General features: G+C 65.7%; 15 protein-coding genes. 9 read left to right on the forward strand and 6 right to left on the reverse strand.

Annotation, left to right across the window (positions count from 1 at the left end; translation table 11 throughout):
* The first annotated feature begins 217 nt into the window (after window positions 1–217).
* Complete coding sequence (locus tag RMP10_RS20115; protein ID WP_310571872.1) at window positions 218–1,135, forward strand: DUF808 domain-containing protein; 918 nt, start codon at window positions 218–220, stop codon at window positions 1,133–1,135.
* Between the two features lie 33 nt (window positions 1,136–1,168).
* Complete coding sequence (locus tag RMP10_RS20120) at window positions 1,169–2,734, forward strand: family 16 glycoside hydrolase (protein WP_310571873.1); 1,566 nt, start codon at window positions 1,169–1,171, stop codon at window positions 2,732–2,734.
* Window positions 2,735–2,903: 169 nt separating this feature from the next.
* Here the strand turns inward: RMP10_RS20120 and RMP10_RS20125 are convergent, their stop codons facing one another.
* The 3 genes from RMP10_RS20125 to RMP10_RS20135 all read right to left on the reverse strand — a co-directional run bounded on the left by RMP10_RS20125 (window position 2,904) and on the right by RMP10_RS20135 (window position 5,352).
* Window positions 2,904–3,236 (reverse strand): helix-hairpin-helix domain-containing protein, encoded by a 333-nt coding sequence (locus RMP10_RS20125; RefSeq protein ID WP_310571874.1) that lies wholly within the window; start codon window positions 3,234–3,236, stop codon window positions 2,904–2,906.
* A 54-nt stretch (window positions 3,237–3,290) separates the two neighbouring features.
* Complete coding sequence (locus RMP10_RS20130; protein ID WP_310571875.1) at window positions 3,291–4,553, reverse strand: hypothetical protein; 1,263 nt, start codon at window positions 4,551–4,553, stop codon at window positions 3,291–3,293.
* A 106-nt stretch (window positions 4,554–4,659) separates the two neighbouring features.
* Window positions 4,660–5,352, reverse strand: a complete 693-nt coding sequence (locus RMP10_RS20135) for an SGNH/GDSL hydrolase family protein (RefSeq protein ID WP_345785835.1) — start codon at window positions 5,350–5,352, stop codon at window positions 4,660–4,662.
* A gap of 123 nt (window positions 5,353–5,475) precedes the next feature.
* Here RMP10_RS20135 and RMP10_RS20140 point away from each other — a divergent pair, with 123 nt between their 5' ends.
* The 7 genes from RMP10_RS20140 to RMP10_RS20170 all read left to right on the forward strand — a co-directional run bounded on the left by RMP10_RS20140 (window position 5,476) and on the right by RMP10_RS20170 (window position 15,345).
* Window positions 5,476–6,873 (forward strand): PQQ-dependent sugar dehydrogenase, encoded by a 1,398-nt coding sequence (locus tag RMP10_RS20140; RefSeq protein WP_310571877.1) that lies wholly within the window; start codon window positions 5,476–5,478, stop codon window positions 6,871–6,873.
* A gap of 41 nt (window positions 6,874–6,914) precedes the next feature.
* Complete coding sequence (locus tag RMP10_RS20145; RefSeq protein WP_310571878.1) at window positions 6,915–8,351, forward strand: 1-acyl-sn-glycerol-3-phosphate acyltransferase; 1,437 nt, start codon at window positions 6,915–6,917, stop codon at window positions 8,349–8,351.
* A gap of 31 nt (window positions 8,352–8,382) precedes the next feature.
* Entirely contained in the window at window positions 8,383–10,437 is a 2,055-nt protein-coding gene (locus RMP10_RS20150) for an ABC-F family ATP-binding cassette domain-containing protein (RefSeq protein WP_310571879.1), read from the forward strand.
* Between the two features lie 96 nt (window positions 10,438–10,533).
* A complete protein-coding gene (locus tag RMP10_RS20155; protein ID WP_310571880.1) occupies window positions 10,534–12,753 on the forward strand; it encodes a hypothetical protein in 2,220 nt (739 codons plus the stop codon).
* A gap of 172 nt (window positions 12,754–12,925) precedes the next feature.
* Window positions 12,926–13,450, forward strand: coding sequence for a hypothetical protein (locus RMP10_RS20160; RefSeq protein WP_310571881.1), 525 nt, complete (start codon window positions 12,926–12,928; stop codon window positions 13,448–13,450).
* A gap of 75 nt (window positions 13,451–13,525) precedes the next feature.
* A complete protein-coding gene (locus tag RMP10_RS20165; RefSeq protein WP_310571882.1) occupies window positions 13,526–14,071 on the forward strand; it encodes a DinB family protein in 546 nt (181 codons plus the stop codon).
* Window positions 14,072–14,130: 59 nt separating this feature from the next.
* Window positions 14,131–15,345 carry an aminotransferase class I/II-fold pyridoxal phosphate-dependent enzyme gene (locus RMP10_RS20170; RefSeq protein WP_310571883.1) on the forward strand — a complete coding sequence of 405 codons (1,215 nt, stop codon included), beginning with the start codon at window positions 14,131–14,133 and terminating at the stop codon, window positions 15,343–15,345.
* A 227-nt stretch (window positions 15,346–15,572) separates the two neighbouring features.
* Here RMP10_RS20170 and RMP10_RS20175 read toward each other — a convergent pair whose 3' ends face one another.
* The 3 genes from RMP10_RS20175 to RMP10_RS20185 all read right to left on the reverse strand — a co-directional run bounded on the left by RMP10_RS20175 (window position 15,573) and on the right by RMP10_RS20185 (window position 21,109).
* Entirely contained in the window at window positions 15,573–18,203 is a 2,631-nt protein-coding gene (locus RMP10_RS20175) for a M14 family zinc carboxypeptidase (RefSeq protein WP_310571884.1), read from the reverse strand.
* Window positions 18,204–18,715: 512 nt separating this feature from the next.
* Window positions 18,716–20,659, reverse strand: a complete 1,944-nt coding sequence (locus RMP10_RS20180) for an amidase family protein (protein WP_310571885.1) — start codon at window positions 20,657–20,659, stop codon at window positions 18,716–18,718.
* Window positions 20,660–20,812: 153 nt separating this feature from the next.
* Window positions 20,813–21,109, reverse strand: a complete 297-nt coding sequence (locus RMP10_RS20185; RefSeq protein ID WP_310571886.1) for an antibiotic biosynthesis monooxygenase — start codon at window positions 21,107–21,109, stop codon at window positions 20,813–20,815.
* Window positions 21,110–21,130 lie beyond the last annotated feature (21 nt).

The following is a 21,130-nucleotide window of genomic DNA, read 5'->3' on the forward strand; positions in this document are numbered from 1 at the left end:
GAACACGGAGGGAACGGATCTCACTGATGACACAGATAAGCAAACAGCGCGGTTCGTTTATCTGTGATATCGGTGCAATCCGCCTACTCCGTGTTCCGGCTGTTGCTTTGGCGGTTGCTCCTCTGCGGTCGTTCAACCGTTGCCGTCTGGCACACCATGTGCCTGTCAGTCAAATTCCTGACAGCGCACGTCACCCCGCCCCTTCAAATCCGGACCAATGGCTGCTTCCAGTCTGCTCGCCCTGATCGATGACATCTCGACGCTGCTCGACGACGTCGCGGTGCTCACCAAGGTGGCGGCCACGAAAACCGCCGGGGTGATGGGCGACGACTTGGCACTGAATGCGGAGCAGGTATCGGGGGTGAACGTCGACCGCGAGTTGCCCGTCGTGTGGGCGGTGGCCAAGGGGTCGTTCGTGAACAAGCTCATCCTCGTACCGGCGGCGCTGCTGATCAGCGCATTCGTGCCGGTCGCGATCATGCCGTTAATGATCATCGGCGGTCTGTTCCTCTGCTTCGAAGGCGTGGAGAAGCTCGCGCACAAGTATCTCCACCATGATGACGAGCTGAAGTCGGGCGAACTGTTGAAGGCCGTGGCCGATCCGTCGGTGGACTTGGTGGCCTTCGAGCAGGACAAGGTGAAGGGCGCCGTACGTACCGACTTCGTGTTGTCCGCCGAGATCGTCGTCATTACCCTCGGCACCATGGCCGCCGCCCCGCTCATGCAACAGGTGGTGGCGCTCAGTGCCGTTGGGATCGGCGCAACGGTGCTCGTGTACGGATTGGTGGCCGGCATCGTCAAGCTGGACGACCTCGGGCTCGCGCTACACCGCCGAACGGATGCGACCGCCCGTGCGCTGGGTGCGTTCATCCTGCGCGCGGCGCCGCTGCTCATGAAGAGCCTCTCGGTGCTGGGTACGGCGGCGATGTTCACCGTGGGTGGCAGCATCATCGCGCACGGGGTGCCGTTTATTGAGCATTTTGTGGAAGGGGTGGGCCACTCGCTGACCGAACGCAGCGCCGTACTCGCGTTCATGGCCACCACGGTGATCGATGCCTTGGTCGGACTCGTGTCCGGTGCGATTGCCGTGATGCTATTCACACTCGGGAAGAAGATGTTCGGGAAGGGGAAGTAGCGCCGAAGCGCAGGCGGTTGCACGTTCATCCGCATGCGACTCTCCCTCCTGTTCAGCCTCGCGCTGGCGTCGGTCTCGACGTCCGTATCGGCGCAGCAAGCTCCCCTTGGCGGATGGCCACAGCATTCGCGCGCGCGACCTACGCCAAAGCTCGTGACGCCGGGTGCCGGTTCCTTCACGCCGCCACCGTCCGATGCCATTGTGCTGTTCAGCGGCACCTCGCTCGCGCTCTGGACACAGAACGACGGCAGCTCGGCCAAGTGGCGCATTGTCGACGGCGCGTTCGAAGTGGCGCCGGGTACGGGTGGCATCATGTCGCGCGATTCGGTCGGTGATGTGCAGCTGCACATCGAGTGGATGTCACCGTCCCCGGCGCGCGGCAGCGATCAGGATCGCGGCAATAGCGGCGTGTTCTTTGGCGGCGGCCGCTACGAAGTGCAGGTGCTCGATTCGTATCGCAATCCGACGTACGCCGACGGTCAAGCGGCGTCGCTGTACGGGCAGTATCCGCCGCTCGTGAACGCCAGTCGCGCGCCCGGCGAGTGGCAGAGTTACGACATCACGTACCGTCGTCCGCGCTTCTCGGCCGCCAATCGGTTGCTCTCGCCGGCGATGATCTCGGTGCTGCACAACGGGGTGCTGGTGCAGGATCATCGTGAACTGATCGGGCCCACCGCCAACGGCTCGCGTCCGCCGTATGAGGCGCATCCCGACCGCTTGCCGATCGCACTGCAGGATCACGAACATCCGGTGCGCTTCCGCAACATCTGGTATCGCTCGCTCGAAGCGCTACCGGGCGAGTCGGTGCAGTATCGTTCGCCCGAAGGCGAGGTGTATCGCTCGATGGCGACGACGCGTGAGGTGGCAGACGCAAAGGAGCAGCTCGAGAGCGACCGCACACATCTGCCGCGCTATATCACGCTCGGTGTGGCGCAGTCGAATGTGCGACAGTTCCGCGAAGCCATCGTGACGTTCACCCGCGGACTGGCCGCCGTTCCCAACGACGGCACGGCGCAGTCGAAGCGCGATCGCGCGATGCTGCTGCGGTGGCGTGGACATCGCTTCTTGTCGGTACGCGAGTTCGCCAAGGCCGATGCCGATCTCACCGCTGGCTATGCGCTCGACAGCACCAATTACGGGATTCTGTTTCACCTCGGGGTGTTGCGCTATCTGCAAGGCAACTTCGCGCAGGCCGCCTCACTGTTTGCGAAAGCGCAGCCGCGCGCGCCCGATGGTGGTGAACTGACCGGGAGCACCGACTGGTTGTGGCTCTCGCTGTCGCGCGCCGGTCGTGCCGCCGAAGCCACCGCCATGCTGGCGCGAAAGCCCGATTCACTCGCTGCGCCACCGGGCTACGCCTACGCGTCGCGACTGCGGCTGTATCGTGGTGCCGTCACCCCCGATCAACTGTTCACACCGGCCGACACCGCCGACGTGCAGATCGCGACGCTCAGCTACGGCCTCGGCACCTGGTATCTCGTGAAGGGCGATACCGTCCGCGCACGTGGCTCCTTCGAACGGGCCATGCAGGGCGGTGGATGGCCCGGCTTCGCCTTCATGGCCGCCGAAGTCGAACTGCGCCGGCTCAAGAAGCGGTAGAACCGCGCGCAGGTTTAGGGGTCGTGGGGGGCAGGGGATCGTCGCGATCCACTGCCCCCCAATCGCGTTTCGGCGCGCCGCGTTTCGGACCGTCATGTGGCTTCTCCTTGGTGACCGGCTTGGCCGGAAGCCGCTTGCGCCCCGTTCCTCCTTTGCCGCCTTTCATCGCCTACTGCTTCGCGATGATGCGGTCCTTGATCTTCGCGTATAGCACGGCGGAGAGAATCTTCTTCGACACGAGATCGTTCTTCGCCTTGTACGGACGGCCGCCGATGATCTTGGCGGCATACGCGTCACCGATGCCGGGAATGCCCTTGAGCACGTCGGCGCTGGCGCTGTTGATGTCGATCAAGCCAGACGCGGCGGCCACCGCAGCGGCCTTCGGTGCGGCCACGGCGGCCGGCTTGGCCGACGGCATCGCAGACGGCTTCGCCACCTGCGCGTGAACTGCCATCGGCGTGGCGAAGGCGAGAGCGAGGCAGAACGAGCGAAGCAGGCGCATGAGCGAATCCGGCCGGAGGATGAGCGTGAAAAGTTTGTGCGTACTTCGCGTATTCTAGCGATCGCCGGTTTGTCCGTAAAACGCGTCCCCCCAGCAGCTCGCTGATCCATCGGTCTTGAGGGCGCAGCCATGACTGCCGCCCATGCCCATGCGGTGGTGTCGGGTCGCGTCGCCGCCGCGGAACGCGCCGCCGATGTTCTTCACCGGCCGGTTTACGCCGCTCGACTGCGTCTCCCCGTTGCCAAGGCCGCCGAAGTAGTTGCTGCCCCAGCAATAGAGCTCATTGCCCGGCGTGTGGGCGCAGGTGCCCACCGCGCCCGCCGCAATGCCGTCGTATGTGCGTCCGCCCACCACCGGCGAGGGCACGCCGCGATGCGAGATCACGGTGCCGTCGCCCAGCTGACCGGCGCTTTCGTTCAGGCCCCAGCAGAGCGCGGCACCGGCGGTGGTCACGCCACAGGTGTGCTCGTGGCCCGTCGCCAATTGGGTCCAGCGCCGACCGCCACTGACCTCCCGCGGACGGGCCTCGGCGAGTCCGAACGAGTTGTACGGCACCTCACCCACACCGAGCTGTCCCCAGCGATTCGATCCCCAGCAGTAGCCGATGCCGTCCACTGCCACTGCACAGGTCGTGCTCAGCGAGGCGTCAATCGACGCGAAGCGTATGGGGCTCCCCACCACCATCGGCGCCGTCCTCGATGTGGCCGTGCCGTCGCCCAGCTGTCCGAATTGATTCTCACCCCAGCACATCGCCGTGCCGCCGGCCGTGAGCGCGCAGCTATGCGCCCCGCCAACGGTAATGGCGACGAATGTGGAATCGGTCTGCACCCGTACCGGTGTGGCGCTCGATGCGGTGGTGCTGTCGCCGAGCAACGTACGTACGCCGGGGTAACCGCCACCCCAGCAGTAGGCCCGCCCCTCGGTGGTGAGCGCGCAGGTGGACGTGACGCCGGCGGCGATATCGGACCATGCCAGCGGGCCGGCCACCCGCAGCGGAGTCCGGCTGCAGGAAAACGTGCCGCACAGGGGCGGCGCGCTCGCGGCACCAAGCTGCCGGTACTCATCGCTTCCCCAGCACCAGCCTTGGCCACTCGTCGTCACCGCGCAGCTGTGAAAGAATCCGGCCGAGATGCGCGCATACTGTCGCGAGCCACTCACGGTCACTGGCGTCGGTACGGCGCGACCGGCGTACGGATTGTTCACCGCCGCCACGTCGCACGCCCCAGAGGCCACGGACAGCATGAACAGCAGCGCCACGCGCACGGCAGCAGACAGCGACGGTAAGAAACGACGGGCACGTTGGCAGTGAGATGTCATGCCGCCAAGGATACGTAGGCCGCCTGCGCGCTGACATACGTCACGCGGCGTAGACCGTATGCTGCTCACGTCGAACACGGCATGCGACACTTCGGTCAGCTGTCCGTTACCGAGCGCGTGGCAACGGCAGCTGCAGCGCCGCACGAATCGCCGACTCCACCAGCGGCGCCATGAGGCGATAGCCCGCCATGTTCGGATGCACGCCATCGTCGCCGAGTTCGCGTTTGAGTCCCATGCGCTCGTCGGCCATGGGGGTGTGATAGTCGAGATACACCGCGTGGTGTGTGCCCGCGTACTGCTTGATCCAGGCGTTCAGCGCCACGATTTTCGGCGCCGGCTCGAGGCCGGGTTTCCACGGATAGTCGAACACCGGCAGCACCGACGACAGCACCACGCGAATGCCATTCGCCTGCGCGATCTCGGCCATCGACGCGATGTTGTCCTCGATCATCTCGAGGGTCGACGGTCCCGTGTTGCCGGCGATGTCGTTCGTGCCCGCCAGGATCACCACCACCGCCGGCGCGAGCGCGACGACGTCTTGCCGAAAGCGCACCAGCATCTGCGGCGTGGTCTGCCCGCTGATGCCGCGCCCGATGTACGGTTTGTTCGGAAACATCGTGGCGAAGTGCGGGGCCCACGCTTCGGTGATCGAGTTGCCCATGAACACCACGCGCTGTTCACCCGCGCGCGGGGCGCCGACGCGCGCATTCGCACTGCGGAAGCGCGCCAGGTTGGCCCAATCGGGATTGGGCGACTGCGCTTGCATCGTGGAACCGCTCATGGTCGCGGCGGTCAGCATGCCGGTGGCCAACCACAGGCTCCAGCGCGAAGTTGTACGGGACATGGGTGACTCGGTGTGTGGTGCAGTTCTTGCTCGACTGTTCGGAGTTCCTAGAATGTCCCTGAACTGGAGCGTCCGTCCATGGTTACGTCTCAATCGCGCCTATTTCCGCGCATCGCCGTCGCGGCTGTCGCAGCGACCGTTGCGCTCGTTGGCGCCTGTAGCGCTCCCGACCGCTCGCCGTCCGACTCCGGCGGTGCGAGCGCCTCGCTGAATGACACATCGACGGTGGCCTGCCCCGACAGCAGTGGCGCGGCCAGCGCTGGTCTCACACTTCCCGCCGGGTTCTGCGCGTCCGTGTTCGCCGAAGGCGTCACCCATGGTCGCCATGTGGCTGTGGCCGCCAACGGCGACGTGTACATCGCGATCGAGGGCACGAACCCAACGCCCCAGGCGCTCCCCGCCGGCACGCGCACACCGCCGCCGACGTCGTTCGTCGCGCTACGCGACACCAACCGCGACGGCCGCGCCGACCTCATGCAGCGCGTCGGGACGCTCGGCAACACCGGCATCGCGATCGCCGCCGGCTTTGTGTATGTGGACGAGGGCACCGCGATCGTGCGCTACGCCCGCGCCGACACCGCCCTCGTGCCCGCTGGCAAGCGTGAAGTCGTGGTGGATGGGTTTCCGCTCACGCCCGGTCATCGGGCGCGCAACTTCGCGATGGACACCACGGGCTCGCTGTTCGTGAACGTTGGTTCGGCCACCAACAGCTGCCAGGTGAAAGACCGCACGCTGGGGTCGCCCGGCGTCGATCCGTGTACGGAGCTGCTCACCCGCGCCGGTGTCTGGCGCTTCGACGCGAACCGACTCGGGCAGCGCTTCAACCCCGAAGCGCGCTACGCGACGGGCATCCGCAACGGCATGGGGTTGGCCCTCGCGCAGGACGGCACGCTGTACGGCACGCAGCACGGCCGCGATCAGCTGCACGACAGCTGGCCCGATGTGTTTCCCGACGTGGCGTACCAGGCTGAGAACCCCGGTGAAGAGCTGATTCAGATCAATCAGGGCGACGACTTCGGTTGGCCGGACTGCTACTACTCGATCACCGAGCGGCACCTCGTCGACGCGCCCGAGTATGGCGGCGACGGCAAAAAGACCACCCGTTGCACGTCCAAAAAGGAGCCGCGCGCGGTGTTCCCGGCCCATTGGGCGCCGATGTCGCTCTTCCTCTATCCCGTCACCGGCAACTTCCCCGACAAGTACCGCGGTGGCGCTTTCATCGCGATGCATGGGTCGTGGAATCGCGCGCCGGCGCCGCAGGCCGGCTACAAGGTGGTGTTCCAGCCGCTCTCGGGCGGCGAGTACATCATCTTTGCCGACGGCTTCGCGGGTCTGCCGGCGGAACAGGTCCAGCCCGATCGTGCCAAGCATCGCCCGGTGGGTGTCGGCGCGATGCCCGATGGCTCACTGATCATCACCGATGATGTCGGCGGCCGAGTGTATCTCGTGACGTACAAGGGTGCGGTAAAGCCGTAGCTTCATTGTCCGGGCCGCTCGGGTGCGCTTTCTTTGCGGACATGGTGCCCGCGCCGCTCCCGTCGTTCAACCCGGATCGTTTCAGCCTGCTCCGCGCCTTCCTGCGTTGGTCGGCGCGGCGCGCGCTGCGATGGTTCTACCGGGAGACGGTCGTGGTGCAGCTGGGGATGGTCCCGAGCACGGGCCCGGTGCTGTTCATTGGCAACCACCCCAACGACTTGCCTGACGTGCTGCTGGGGCTTCAGGCCTGCCCGCGTCATGTGCGCTATCTGGCCACGATCGCCGCCGGCGCGGGCGGGGCGGCCGGGAAAGGCTACGACGCGATGGGGGTCATCCCGGTCACCCGCGTCCGCGACGCGCGGAAAATGCGGGCGATGGGTGTCGACATGGCCGCCGTAAACGCCGAAGCCGGGCGCCGGATGGCCCAGGCGTTCGCCCAAGGGCATGTGGTCGGCGTCTTTCCGCAGGGTGGTGTTCACGATGCACCGCAAATCGGAAGATTACGCACAGGTGTTGCTATGATGGCGCTTCAGTCGATCGATAATGGCTCTGTATTTGACGTAACAGTGGTGCCCTTTGGGAATCAGTATGAGGCGGCGCGCACCAGCGGCACCGATGCCATGGCCGTGGTCGGACGCGGGTGGTCGCTGCGCGGATGGCGCGATGAGCGGCTGGCCAACGGCTTTGAGGCCGGTGTCTCGGCCCTCACCGACCAGCTCCGTACCTCGCTGTTGGCCGTCACGCGGAATGCGCCCGACTGGGAAGCGCGCACCGAATGCGATGAACTCGTGGCCGCCGTGGCGGCCGTGCAGCCGCCGGCGACCACGGCGTCGCAGGCGCCGTTGCTGGAGCGGGCCGCGCGCCTGGTGCCGCTGGCCGAACCGCTGGTGGCGAACCGTCGCAGCGAGGCGGCCACGCCGCACGCCGCTCGCGTGCATACGTTCGTCTCCGAACTCTCGCATCTGGTGCACGAGGCCGGCGGCATCCGCACCTCGGCCCGCGACCACGCCAGAGTGCTGCAGGGTGCCGGCGTGGCCGCCGAAGCCCGGCTCACGCCGCGGTGGGCGTTGCTACTGATGACGCCCGCGGCGCTGATCGGGTGGCTCACCCATGGGCCGATCTTCTGGCTGGTGTGGCGCCTCGCCCACCGGTTCGCCAAGGCCCGCGCCGACGTGGTGGCTCGGGCCTTTGTGCCGGGACTGCAGGTGGTCGCCGCGTGGTACGTGCTGCTCACGCTGATCGCCGTCGCCGCGCTCTGGCTCACCGGCAACGCCACCTGGCTCACCGTCGTCGTGCTCCTGCTGCTCGTGACGCAGCTGCCCACGGCCGCCGACGTGGCCGTGGCTTGGCGCGACGGATGGCGCGGCCGCGCGCTGGTGTGGCGAGTGCAGCGCTGGCCGGCCGCGCGGCGGGCCGAGATCGCCCGCGTGGCGGAAGCGCTTCGCGCCGAGTGGAAGTCCGGTTACTCTCACGAATGACCGTTTTTGCACATCTCCTGCAGGCGCAGGCATGACTCTTATCTCGATCGGCAACGCGCGGGTGGATTTCGGCGCGTCCGAGATCTTTCGCGACATCTCGCTCACCGTCGGTTCCGGCGACCGCTGGGCCGTGGTCGGACGCAACGGCACGGGCAAAACCACGCTGGTCCGCCTGATCACCGGCGACCTCACGCCCACCAGCGGCTCCGTGGCGCGTATGCCCGGACTGCGGGTGGCGCTCATGGACCAGCACCGTCGTTTCCCCGATGGCATGACCCTCTGGGAGATCGTGGCCGACGCCTTTGGTGATCTGCGGTCGCTCGAGGCGTCGCTGGCCACGCAGGCGGCGAATCTCGAGCATGATCACGGCGAAGAGGCGATGGAGAAGTACGGCCGCGATCTCGAACGGTTCGAACGCGAGGGTGGCTATCAGATGGCCGCCAAGGTCGACGCGGTGCTGATGGGTGTCGGCTTCGATCCGGAGGCCGCGAGGGCCACCAGCATCGGCACGCTCAGCGGCGGTGAACGGGGACGCGTGGCGTTGGCCCGTCAGCTTGCCACACCGGCCGAAATCCTGCTGCTCGACGAACCGACCAATCACCTCGATCTCGAAACGACGGCGTGGCTCGAGCAGTATCTGCGCGACACCGATCGCACCGTGATCTGCATCAGTCACGATCGCGCCTTTCTCGCGGTGATGGCCAATCACGTGCTGCACTTCGAGGGCGGCTCCGCCTTTTCCTACGAAGGCAGCTACGAGTCCTTCCTCATTCAGCGCGAAGAGAAACGGCTCACGCAACAGCGCCAGTTCGACAAGCAGCAGTCCAAGATCCAGTCGGAAACCGACTACATCGCGCGCAATCTCGCCGGTCAGAACACCAAGCAGGCCAAGGGACGTCGCAAGCTGTTGGCGCGCATGCCGCGCTTGTCGGCGCCCATCGGTGGTGACGGCGTGATGGCGCTGCGCTTGTCGGCGGGCGATCGCAGCGGCGATCGGGTGATCGAAGCCGAACATGTGACCGTGGCAGTGGAAACGCCGAATGGTACGCGCGAACTGCTGCGTGACGTGAACGTGGTGCTCGAGCGCAACGAAGTGGTCGCCCTCGTGGGCCCGAACGGCGCCGGCAAGAGCACGCTGATCAAGACGCTGGTCGAAGAGCATCCGGCGCATGCGGGTCGCGTGAAGATGGGACCCAGCACCACCGTGGCGTACTACCGTCAGGATGTCGGCCACCTGCCGCTCGACAGCACCATTTACGAAGCGATCGCCACCCAACGTCCACTGTGGGAACGTCGTCAGGTGCAGGGTCACCTGGGTCGTTTCGGATTCAGCGGCGACGAAGTGCAGCGCACGGTGGGCACGTTGTCGGGCGGTGAACGGGCGCGTGTGGCATTGGCGCTGCTCACGTTGTCCACCAACAACCTGCTCATTCTCGACGAGCCCACCAATCACCTCGACGTGGAGAGCATCGAAGCGCTCGAGGATGCGATCGAGGCGTACGAGGGCAGCTGCCTGATCGTGAGCCACGACCGCGCCGTGCTGCGCGGATTGGCCACGCAGGTGTGGGAAGTGAAGGATCAGAAGTTGATCATCTTCCCCGGCAGCTTCGTGGAGTGGGAAGCGCTGCGGGCCGAGAACAAGATCAAGGCGGAGAAGGACGCGCGCGAAGTTTCGCAACGCGAGTCGGAGAAGAACGCCAAGGTGCGCGACCGTGAACGCGAGCTGCAGCGTGAGCGCGAGCGGGCCGACAAGGCCAAGGAACAGGCGTACGACAAATCGCAGGGGAAGCACGGCCACGCCGGTGGTCACGCCAAGGCCGCGGCCCCGACGTCGAACGATGTGCGCAAGGCGCAGCGGGCGGCTGACAAGGCGCTAGGCGACGCCGAGCTGCGGGTGTCGCTGTTGGAAGCCAAGATCGCGGGCATGAGCGAAGAACTCGACGACGCCACGCTGTACGACACGCAAGCCGGTGTGCAGAAGGCGGCCGCGTTGGGCAAGGCGCTCGACGACGCGCGTGACGAGCTCGATGACGCGGTGCATGATTGGACGGCGGCGGCCGAGCGGGTGCAGCAGCTCAAGGGGTAGGGAGTACGAAGTACGGGGTACGAAGTACGAAGTACGAAGTACGGGGTATGGAGTAAGGGGGTGCAACTTCGGTTGCACCGCTGCGTACCATGTGGCATGCGAATTCCCTCATTTCTCGCCGCTGCTGGCGCGTGTGCCTGGTTGGTGGCCGCGCCCAATCCCGTCGCCGCTCAGACGGATAGCACTACCGCCACCGCCCCGCGTGCGCTCCGCGATCTGTTGGCGGATGCCAGTAAACGGAATGTGCTGCCGACGTCGTTGATCAGCTTCCGGTCGAACGTGGAGACCGAGATCTCGGTGCTGCTCCGGCGCGAAGAGGGCACCGAAGCCGTCGCCGCCGTGGAGCAGGTGGCGAGTACGCTCAAGTGGAACCGCACCGGCTTTTACGATCAGCGCATTGTCGGATACCGCGCGCAGCAGACGGGCCCGAATATCTCCATGCTGTCGGTGTTCCAGACCGGCTGGCTCAATCCGGTGTTGTACGGCAACCGGTTGCGTGTGCGCTCCGGTTCGTCGCGCCGCACGCCCCCCGGTCGCCCCAGCACGCGCAACGACGACGCCGACACGCTGCCGGCCATTCATCCGTTGGCGGTCGATCGCGATCAGTACTATCGCTACTCCGGCGGTGACACGATCGTGACCATGCGCGCCGGTGATCGCGTGATTCCGATCGCGCATGTGCGCGTGCAGCCGCGTACCGATCTCAAGGGATCGGCGGTGCTCTTCGACGGCGAGATGGATCTCGACGCCTCGCGTGGTACGCTGGTGCGCTTGCGTGGCTACTTCGTGCGCGCCAATGTCCCACGGCGCGGCTTGGCGGCCTCGCTCGGCGACGCGGTCGCCTTCGTGGAATACGAGAACGGGGAACGCAACGGCGAGTACTGGCTGCCGGCCAAGCAGCGCATTGAACTGCAGGCCACCTTCCCGGGATTGGGCGACGGTCGCGCCGTGATTCGTATCGTGTCACGCTTCTCGCAGTTGGACGTGAACGACACCGTGCTCGATGCGCGCGCACTCGCCGCCGCCGACTCGTTGCGCGCCCTGTCGCGCCGCCGCCTCTCGTTCGCGAGCCCCGACTCGCTCGGTCGCTTCGGCGCCTGGCAAGCCGACGTCGGCGCGTTGTCGGTCGGCATGCACTCCGACGACTTCAATGACATCGGTCCCGACCGCTGGCGCTCCACCGGCGCTCCACGCCTCGACTACACGGTACCGCGCGCCAGCGACGCGTTCCATTTCAATCGCGTGGAAGGCGTGTACACCGGCACGGGACTCAAGTGGTCGCTGCGCGATCTCGCTCCCGGCGTTGTCGTGCGCGCAAACGCCGGCTGGGCCTGGAATGAAGGCACCGCGCGCGGCCGCTTCTCGGTAGAACGCAAGCGCGGCCCTACCGCACTCGAAGTGCGGGCTGGCCGCTCGCTCGACAACACGAACGATTTCCGCGTGCCGCTCGATTCGGGCAACACCATCGGTGCGCTGCTCGCGTCGCAGGACCCCTACGACTACGTAGACCGGCGCAGCGCCACGATCGCCGCCGTGCGCACGACCGGTGCACGCCGACTGCTAACGCGCGTCGAGTTCGGCGTGGCCGACGACCGCTATCGCCCCGCGTCGTATGTGCGCAGTCCTTTGGGTGGCGACGCCTATCGCGAGAATCGCCGCATTGATCAGGGCAGCTATCTGCGCACCACGGCGTTGATTGAATGGCATCCGGATTTCAGCGCGGAGTTTGCCAAGCCTGGTGTTGGCGCACGCCTCTCGTACGAGCGTGGTGATGGCACGTTGCAATGGCAGCGGGCCGAGGTCCGCGCGACGGCCCGCAAGCCGTTCGGTCCGTTCGTGGCCTTGGCGCGCGGCGATGTGGGCACGGTGTTCGGCTCTCGCATCCCGCCGCAACAACTGTTCGAGTTGGGCAAGTTCCAGAATCTCCCCGGCTACGAAGATAAGGAATTCGCCGGCTCACGCGCCGCCGTGTTGCGCGCCTCGTTGCAGTACACGAGCCCGTACTTTCGTCAGCCGATTCGCGCCGGCCGCTTCTTCTTGCCCGCCTTCGCTCCGGGCTTGAGTGTCGGCGTACAGAGTGGCTGGGCCGATGCGGTCACCGACGCGGCCCGCACCAGCATCGAGCGACTCGGCGCGCCGATCGACACGACGCTGCTGGCCAGTTGGGCACCGGTAGCGCGACCGACCGATGGCATTCGCGCATCGGTTACCGCCGGACTCCGGTTGTTCTCGGGCGGCGTGTTTGTGGGTGCCACGCGCAAGGTGGATCAGGCGGCGCCGTGGAAGGCGTTGATCACGTTTGGACAGCAGTGGTGAACGGATTGTGCTAACAGCTTGGCCGCGGATTGCACGGATGACCGCGGATGAGCGCGTTAGCCTCGACGGGCGCTCGTCGCCCACGACGTGTTCATCGGTGGGTGATCCGCGCAATCCGCGGTAAAGTTGTTCAGTTGCTCGCATCTCAATTCGCAAACGAACCCGTCCCTCCATGTCGGTAAAACGCACCGTCGCTCTGCACATCCACCTCAAGCGGCATGCGGATGGTTCCGCGTCGCTCACGTGTACGCGACGCGATGGGTCGGTCACGTGGCAGCGGCTGCATGGGCCAACCGCACTCGTGATGCCCATTCACGATCTCACACATTTCGCCGTCGAGACCGCACTCGGATTTCGCCAAGGGTTCTACGGACTGTTGGCCGAGGGCTGGGAGATCACCGACTTCGCCAAGCCGTGGCCAAGGGGACCGATTCCGGACGAGGCGCTCGTCGTGGAGCTGCTCGTCGGGCTCTTCGATGCGGAGTGGCGGCAGGGTGAGGCCATGACCGCGGAGGCCTTTGCGGTACAGGCGGCGCAGTACGTGGCGTCACGGGAAGCCGTGGGAAAGACCATACCGGCGGGGCGGTGGCAGCTCACCGACAGCGAGCTGGGCCGCGTACGCGCGAAGCGGGATGAACTGTTGGCGCGATGGGCGGCGGTGCCAGCCGGTGGCGATCTGGACCTGGAGTTCATCTGAGCGTTCGCCGGGCGCGACGGCGGAACGCATAATTGATGCGTCCGCAACACTCCCCCCGTTTCGCTCGAGGTTCTCATGATGCGCACCACCCGAATGTTCACGGCCGTGATGGCCGTCGCTGCCATCTCCGTCGTGGCCACGCCGAACACCGCGGCTGCGCAGGCGCCGAAGGACCCCGCCATGGCCGCGCTGTACAGCAACTGGCAGGGGATGATCGACAACATCACGAAGGCGGCCGAAGAGATGACCGACGCCGACTATGCGTACAAGCCGGTTGCCACCGTGCGCAGCTTTGGTGAACTCATCGGCCACGTGGCCGGCACGCAGGATCTGATCTGCGCGGCGGTGCTGGGCGAGAAGGTGCCGGCCGAAGACGCCATCGAGAAAGCGGCCAAGACCAAGGCGGCTCTAATGGCGGCGCTCAAGGCGTCTACGGCGCATTGCATGAAGGCGTACAACATCCCGGCGGCGTCGGGTACGGCGATGGTGGATATGTTCGGGTCGAAGAGCACCAAGCTGGCGGCGCTCGCGCTCAACGCGGTGCACGACGGAGAGCACTACGGCAACATCGTGACGTACATGCGCATGAAGGGCATGGTCCCGCCGTCGAGCAAACGCTGAGCAGCAAACGCTGAGCAGCAAGCGCTGAGCAGCAAGCGCTGATCGCATTAGGTTAGGAGATGCGCACTCATCTCCTCGACTCGCGCCAGGGGTTCGCCGGCGACGATCTGATCTTCACGCTCAACGCGGCCGCCCAGCAACGGGCGGCCACGGGAGCGCCGGTTATCAACGCCACCGTCGGCGCACTGCTCGACGACCATGGCAAGCTGGTGGTACTCGACAGCGTGATGGCGCTCTGGCGAGAACTCACCCCGATGGAGATCGCGCCCTACGCGCCGATCGCCGGCGATCCGGCGTTTTTGCTGGCGCTCACGCAACGGCACTGGCCGCAGCTCACGAGTCCCGGCGTGGCGGCGGCCACGCCCGGTGGCTCGGGCGCGCTGGCGCTCACGCTCAAGAATTTCGTGGAGCGCGGGCAGGCCATTCTCACCGCCGCGCCCTTCTGGGGTCCGTACGCCACCATCGCCGCTGAAGCCGCGGTGCGACTGGAAACGGCGCCGTATCCCGCGCCCGGTGAATCGCTCGACGTGGGCGCCTGGGAAGCCAAGGCCCGCGATCTGCTGGAAGATCAGGGCCGGTTGCTGGTGTGGCTGAATGACCCGTGCCACAATCCCACCGGCCGCAGTCTGTCGCGCGACGATCGTCGCACGTTGTTGTCGGTGCTGCGGGATATCGCGTCGCAGGGCCCGGTCACGTTGCTGCTGGACTTCGCCTATCTCGACTACGCGCGCAATCCCGACAGCGTGCGCGAAGCCCTCGATGACTACGCCGACTTCGGGGCGGAGCAGTCGGTGCTGGTGTGCGCGAGCCTGAGCCTCAGCAAGGCGTTCACGCTGTACGGCTCACGCGCCGGTGCGCTGGTGTTTCCGTGGAGCGGCGACCCCGCGCTCAAGGGCGCCCTGGTGTCGAGCTGCCGCGGAACGTGGAGCAATTGCGCCCGCGCGCCGATGAGCGTGCTGCTGCGCATGACCAAGAGTGAATCGGCGCAGGCCGCTTTGGCCGCCGAACATGCGCATTGGCGCGGCGTGCTCACGGAACGCGTGGCGGCACTCGATGCCGCGCTCAAAGCCGAGGGACTGCCGGGAGCCGCGTGGGACGGCGGATTCTTCGTGACCTTGCCCGCGCCGCCGGATCCGTTCGTGGTGTGCGAGAAGCTGCAAGCCGCAAACGTGTTCGTGGTGCCGATGCCGGAGGGACTGCGGGTGGGCGTGTGCGGAATGAAGGCGGCGGATACGGGGCGGTTTGCGGCGGCGTACGCGGCGAGTATTGCCTAGGCGAGATAGATCGAGAACAGCAACAGCAACTGCAACAGCAACTGCAACAGCGGGAACACGGATTCAAAAAGCCCGATATCGCCGATTACACAGATAAGCCGATTGAGGTGCGCAGCAGAGATCGATGATTAATCGTTCTTTGCTTATCTGTGTGATCGGTGGAATCGCTGCCTGAATCCGTGTTCCCGCTGTTGCTGTTGCCGTTGCCGTTGCGATCTATCAGGAACTCAGTAGCTCCCCCCCAACAGCACCGCATTCGCAAAAATCGGCAGCGTGCCGCGCAGCTGATCGCGGTACACCGGGTCATGCGCGAACATGATCACGCGTCCGCGTCCCGCGCGCTCCGTCCACAGGTACGGTGAGCCACCAAGCTTGGCCGCGGCCTCGGGCCAGTAGTAGCCCGCAATCCGCACCCGCGCCGCCGGCGCGAAGCGCATCACGGCGTCGCCGGCCGCGAGATCCTTCGGGATCGTGTACACGCGATCGCTGTTCACGAACACCGGCATTTCCTTATTCAGAATGCCAGCCATGAGCGGCGACAGCGTGTCGACCGTAGCCCGTGCCAGCACGCCCGGCAGGCTGGCCGGCAGCGGTGCGCCACCCGTGCTGTCGGCCCGCGTGGAGTCACGCTTCACGCGCGTGCGCACGAGTCCCACGCGTTCCTGCGCCACCCACGCGCTGGCGGCGTCGATCGTGATCAGCACACCCCCGTTGCGCACCCAATCGGCCAGGCGCGCACGACCGGCGTCACCCAATGCGCGATCGAGCGCCGCGGACTGCACCGACGGAATGATGAGCGTGTTGAAGGCGCTCATGTCGCCACCGGACACGAAGTTCGCGTCGATGATGGTGCTGGCGTAGCCGATGCGCTGATCCATCGCGTACCACGCAAAGCCCATCGACGTGCCGTTCACCGGGGCGCCACCCAGCAACGCCACCTTGGGCCGCTGCACCGGGATCACCGAGTTGCTACCCAGGTCGGTGCCTTCGTCCACACCGGCCGACGGAATGGAGGCCACCTGCGCCCCGGCTTCGGCGGCGCGACGCATGACCACGTCGTGCACATCGGCGCGATTGAGCGCGGCGCGAATCACGAAGGCGCCGTTGTGGAATTTGTTCGTTTTCGACGTGAACGAGTACGGCGCGTACCATACGCGCACCGAGTCGGTGAGCAACGACGCCAGCAAGCGGATGCTCGCCTCGCTGCCCGGCGCAAACGCATAGCCGTACACCGAGCGCGCCGGGGCCACGAACGTGCGCGGCATGTCAGTTACCATCGCCAGTGAGCCCGGCACGGTGGAGAGCGCGTACGCATCGACGCGCCACGCTAACGGCAACGACCACGCGGTCATGTCGTAAAAGCGATTGCGCTGTCCCGTACGACGGAGCTCGAGTTCGAACTTGATGAACGCCGAATCCAGCGCGGCATCGGGTTCCAGCAACGCCTTGGCCAGATAACCCTGCGGCTGCGCGAGGTCGACCACATAGCTGCCTGCCTTGGCGGTCATCGTGGGCACCGTACCACCGGCGTACATACTCGCGTTGGCCACCGCGACATCGGCCGTGAGACGCTGCACCTCGATGCCGTTGTCGCGCAGCTTCTGCACCAGTGAATCGGCCCGACCTTGGCCATCACGCACCAGCATCACCGCCCGCAGCGGTCCTTTGGCGTGCACCGTGATCGCGTTCGCGCGCGCCGCTGCATAGTCACGCACCAGCTCCGTACGTCTGCGTGCTGACGTCTTCACCGTGGCCCATTCAGCCGTGAAGTGCTCGAACGCCGCCTGGCGTAGCGTACGCAGCGTGCCGTCGTTGCGCATCACCGCACCGCCCGAGCTCGAGGCGCTCTCGAACAGCATGCCGATGGCGCCCGTGAGCATGGGCCACCCTTCGCCGTAGCCCGGATAGAACGAGTCGTAGCCTTCCCGGCGGAAGTACGACCACCCATGCACGTCGAACGCCGCGCCGTGCGCGGCGGCGAAGATGTCGAACCATTTTGGCAGGTGCTTGGGGTTGTTCTGATTGTCCGGCTCACGCGGCGGCGCAAAGTAAAAGCTCGAGCTGCTGCCCTGCTCGTGCAGATCCACCGCCACATGCGGCCACCACTTCATGTACGTGCTCACGCGCCCCTTCGACTCGGGGTGCGACTGCGCGTACCAGTCGCGATTGAGATCGAAGTAGTAGTGCGACGTGCGCGGCCCCGGCCACGACCCGGCATTGTTGAGCGCACCGGGCTCACTGGGCACACCCTGCGAGCTGCCGTAGCGCTCGATGTCATGCGTGTGCCGCTCGCGTCCGTCTGGATTCTCGTTGGGGTCGATCAGCACCACGGTGCTGTCGAGCGCCAGCCTGGTATCGGCATCGGTGCCGGCCGCCAGCTGATACAGCAGCGCCAGGCCCGCCTCAGCGCCCGACGCTTCACCGCCATGCACGGAATGCTCGAGCCACACGATGCTCGGGATACGCTTGATCGCCGCATCGATATCCCCCGCACTCGCCCCGCGCGGATCGGCGATGCGCTTGGCGTCGCGCTGGATCTCCTCCAACCGCGCCATGTTGGCTTCGCTCGAGATGGTGATGATGAGCATCTCGCGCCCCTCGAACGTGCGGGCCACGGTGTCCACCTTCACCCGCTTCGACGTGGCGGCAATACGCTCGATGTAGCGCATCATGGCGCGCTGCGGTGTGAAGCGGGCACCGATATCGTAGCCCAGGATCTGCGCGGGAGTGGGCACGCGCGGATCGAACGTGGCGCCGGGGTCGGCGAAGGCATGCTGTGCCTGCGCCGGGCTCGCCGCGAGCGCGCCGGCGAGTGTCGCGGCGATCAGGGCGGAGCGAAAGAATGATGTGGTCGACATGCCGTGAACTTCGCGCCGTGCGGGCGATCTGTCACGGGTCGAGTTTGGGTTGAGAACCGCTACCGCAAACGCAACAGCGGGAACACGGATTTGAACATCGATGCCGCGGATCACACAGATAAGCCGTCCCGCCCCCTATCCACAGCTCGTAGTTGTATCGCTTTTGCTTATCGGTGAAATCGGTGATATCCCTTTTGAATCGGTGTTCCCGCTGTTGCTGTTGCCGTTGCCGCCCTCTCCCGCCGTCCTCCTACTTGCTGCATGCATTGCGGCACCTTCGCTCGCAGCCCAGCGTGCCCCGACTGTCACGATCGTTGTGAAGTAGTCCGCAACGGAAACGGCAACAGCGGGAACACGGATTCTCGAGGATTTCACGGATCTCACAGATAAGCAAAAACGATCAGTCATCGATTTTGCATCGCGCGCCAATCGGCTTATCTGTGTAATCGGCGATATCCAGTTCTTGAATCCGTGTTCCCGCTTTTGCTGTTGCAGTTGCTGTTAGCGATCACTTACCGCCCCACCTTCACCTCAACCGGCTCCACCCCAGCAGCCGTGTACATGGCCACGGAAAGCCGCCCGGCTTCAAACGCCACACGATCGGCATAGGTCAGCGGGAACGACCCACTCCCCGAGCTCTGACCCGGCCCCAGCAATCGTGCGCTCACGCGACTGGCACCAGCCGGGATCGCGATGCTGGCAGTGGTCGTACCGCCCACCACGGCGCCCGAGATCGGCCCCGAGATGCGGCCCGCATCGCCCGTGCGCCGCAGCACCAGTGCCGACAACGGGGCACCACCGCTGTTCTGCACCGTGGCCGACCAGCGCAATACACTGTGCACGCGATCGAGCGTAATGCGCGTAGTAGCCACCAGTCCACGGGCGCGCGTGGTCACCACGATCGCCGCCGACACCGGCGCCTTGCCCGCGATTAACGCCGGCGTCGTACTCGGCGCCACGCGACGCGACCCCGATTGCTCGAAGGCGTACGCCATCGCCACCAGGCGCGTGTCGGTGAAGCCCTTGCCGAGCAGTTCGATACCGATCGGCAATCCATCACCCGCGAATCCCGCCGGCACACTGATACTCGGCAGGCCACTCTGCGCGCCCAAATTGCACGTGCTGCCACTTTGCACTTCGCCCACGAGTGTCGGCTTCTGCCGCACCGTGGGATACGCGATCGCATCGAGCTGCAAGCTGTCGAGAATGCGCTCCATGCGCGCCCGCAGCGTCACCTGACGCGCCAACGCTGTGCGATGCTGCTCGCTGTCGGCGTTGAGCACGGTGTCGATCACGCGGAAGCGCACTTCGAGCTGACGGTCATACAGGCCACGATCCAAAATCTCGCGGAGCGACTTCACCGGTGCGTTCGGTATGGTGCGCAGGTAGTCGATGAGATCGAACTTCGTTTCCAGGTTGATCACGCTGGTGTTGGCCATCAGCGTGTCGAACTCCGCCATCGGCACATCGATCACCGTGGCGCCCTGTGCGCGCATAGCCGCAATGGCGGCCCGCACGGTATCCGCAATCTCGGCGTCGGTGTCGCGGAAGTACGGCAGGAACAGCCCAATGCGCGCGCCACGCAACGCGTTCTTGTCCAGCGATGCCATGAACTTCGGCGCGGGCTTCTCACGCAACACCGACGTGACCGCGTCTTCGCTGTCGTAGCCCACACTCACATCGAGCGCGATGGCGAGATCGGTCACCGTACGCGCCAACGGACCACCGATATCCTGCGTGTGCGACAACGGCACGATGCCACGCCGACTCACCAGCCCCTGCGTAGGGCGCAGTCCAACCAGTGCATTGAACGCGCTCGGAATACGAATGGAGCCACACGTGTCCGACCCCCATCCCACCGTGGCAAAGCTGGCCGCGATCGCTGCACCGGTACCACCACTTGAGCCACCGGGGCATCGCGTGGGGTCGTACGGATTGCGTGTTTGTCCGCCGAGTGAGCTGATGCTGGTGATGCCGGCCGCGAGTTCGTGCAGGTTCGACTTGCCCAGGATGATCGCCCCCGCGTCGCGCAGCTTCTTCACCACGAACCCATCGCGCGCCGGCTGACTGGTGGCCATCGCCAACGATCCCGCACTGGTCGGCATGTCACCGGTGTCGTAGTTGTCCTTGATGATCACGGGTATCCCGTGCATCGGCCCGCGCACCTTCCCCGCCTTTCGCTCCGCGTCGAGTACCGCCGCCTCGGCGCTGGCCTTGGGGTTGATGCGAATGAGCGAGTTCAACTCCGGACCCGCGTGATCGTACGCCGCAATGCGCGCGAGATACTGCTTCACCAGCTGCACACTCGAGATCCGCCCCGCCGTCAGCGCCGCCTGCACGTCCGTGATCGACGCCTCGGTGAGCTCCATCGGCGCACGCGCCGTCGCCGTCTGCGCACCAAGTGTCGGTGCCACGGTCAGCATCGCCCCCACCATCATCATCGCTCGAATCTTCACGATCACACCCGAAAAAAGAAAAGCTGTTGCCGTTCTCCTTGTCTCCTTTTCTCCTTTCCTCTGTGCGATCAGTTCCGCAGCCTCGCAACCGGTACGGTAGAACTGATCACACAGAGACAAAGAGGCAAAGAGACAAAGAGAACTGCGAAAAGCTTAAATGGGAAAAAACATCGACTCGTATTTCACATTCGTGCGCGGCGAGGCCATCATCGGCTCCACCGTATCACGCCACCGCGCATAGTGTGCCGTCGCCTTGTGCTCGGCCGGCGCGGCATCGGTGAGATACGCCTCGATCAGCGTGAAGCGCGTGGGATCGTCGGCCTGCTGCAGCACGTCGAAGCGCGCGATGCCCGGTTCGAGTACGCTGTTCGTGGCGTTATCGAGCGTGGCGGCCTTGAACGCGGCCACATGCTCCGGGAGCACGTGCACAAACACCTGGACGACGAGCATGGCGGGGGAGCTGGCTGGAGA

The sequence above is a fragment of the Gemmatimonas sp. genome, assembly GCF_031426495.1.
Classification (GTDB): Bacteria; Gemmatimonadota; Gemmatimonadetes; order Gemmatimonadales; family Gemmatimonadaceae; genus Gemmatimonas.